We start from the raw sequence: 1718 nt of genomic DNA, 5'->3' as shown, positions 1-1718 counted from the left end.
GATGGCGAAGCCCGGAAGGTCGACGATCGCCAGGACCTCCGGGGCCATCGCCTTGCGCCCCTTCAGCCCTGTGCCTTCCGCGCTCGCCGTGTTCTGGATCCCGTCCTCCACACCCTGCGCATGGCCGATGTCCGTCGCGCTCAGCGTGTAGGTCGCCGTGAATGCCTGGCTCTCGCCGGGGGCGAGATCGGCGCTGGCCGGCGTAAAGCCCGACAGGCTGCCGGTTCCCGCATGTCCGTCGAAGCGCGGGCCGGGATCGGCCGGCTTCACGTCGCTCGCCGGCACATTGCCGTCATTCGTCACCGTGAAGGTGTAGAGGATCGTGTCGCCGGGTTCCGCCTGTTGCCCGGGCGTCCCCTGGAACGCTCCCGACTTCTCCAGCGCCAGGGACAGATTCTGCGGCAGCAGCNTTCCGTGTCCACATTCGCCGCATCGTCCGGGTCGTCGGAGATGTCCGTCACCGGATCGCCATTCGGCGCCGATGCCGCCACCAGCGCCGTCGCGTCGATGCGCCCATCCTCGATGTCGGCCGCCGTCAGCGGATAGCTTGCCGAGAACGTCCCCGTGTCCTCCGCCCCCGGCGCAAGGCTCGACAGCGTCCCGCCCGACACGGGAACCGCCGCATTGGCACGCAGGCCCGCCGGCACGACGATGTCCACCCCCGTCACGTCGAGGCCGGCGATCGTGATCCCCGTCAGCGTCACATTGCCCGTGTTGCGCACCTTGAACGCATAGGTCACAAGATCGCCCGGGGATGGATAGCCATCGCCATCCGGATCCGTCAGCGTGTCCACCAGCTCGAGCTCGATCGCCGGATTGGCGGCGAACGGGATTACCGTCGCGTCGCCCGGCACGCCGTCGGCCGGCCGCGACAGCGCCGTCACGTCCTCGCCCTTCGGGTCCTTGCCTGTCGCCTCCGCCACGTTCTCGAACGAGCCCGCGTCGATGTCTGCCTGCGTGATCGTGTAGATGCCCGTCGCGCTCGTGTCGCTTGCCCCCGGCGCCAGCGGCCCGGCGATCGGACTGCCCGACACCGTCGCCTTCGAATCCGTCACGACAATGTTGGTCAGGCTCACATTGCCCGTGTTGGTCACCGTGAACACATAGTCCACCGTCTCGCCCGCATCGGCGAAGCCGTTGGCGTTGGCATCGTTCAGCGTCGCCTCCTTCACCAGGTCCATCTCGCCCTTTCCGGCCACCGGGAAGCTGGTCGGGTCGCCGGGATCGCCCCCTGGCGGACGCGACTGTCTTGGCACATCATCGCCCTTCGGATCCTTGGCGCTCGCGCTGGCCACATTGTCGACATTGCCGCTGTCGATGTCGGCCTGGCTCACCGTGTAGACGCCCGTCACGCTCGTGGAATCCACATCCCCCGGCGCCAGCGGCCCGGGGAGCGGGCTGCCCGACACCGTCGCCTTCGAATCCGTCACCACGATGTTGGTCAGGCTCACATTGCCCGTGTTCTCCACCGTGAACGTGTAGTTGATGACCTCCCCCGCATCGACGAAGCCATTGTCGTTGGCGTCGTTGTGCGTCGCCTCCTTCACGAAGTCGTAGTCGCCTTCCTGGGTGAGCGGCGTCGCGGTCGGGTCTCCCGGATTGCCGCCCGGCGGGCTTGAATCCGCCGTCAAATCGTCGCCCTTCGGGTCCTTTGCCGTCGATGTCGCGTGATTGTCGACATTGCCCGCGTCGATGTCGGCCTGGGTGATCGTGTAGGT

At 67.4% G+C, this 1718-nt stretch carries 2 protein-coding genes; both read right to left on the bottom strand.

From position 1 onward, the window contains the following. Window positions 1-381 (bottom strand): DUF7507 domain-containing protein (locus tag AB843_RS24520; RefSeq protein ID WP_425286841.1); only part of this gene is annotated, 381 nt, incomplete at its 3' end. Between the two features lie 29 nt (window positions 382-410). Then, window positions 411-1718 (bottom strand): DUF7507 domain-containing protein (locus AB843_RS24515; protein ID WP_425286840.1); only part of this gene is annotated, 1308 nt, incomplete at both ends.

The organism is Nitratireductor soli (assembly GCF_001050155.1).
In the GTDB taxonomy this organism is placed as follows: domain Bacteria; phylum Pseudomonadota; class Alphaproteobacteria; order Rhizobiales; family Rhizobiaceae; genus Nitratireductor; species Nitratireductor soli.
Note: the sequence above shows the minus strand (reverse complement) of the source record. Positions and strands in the feature narration are given on the sequence as shown.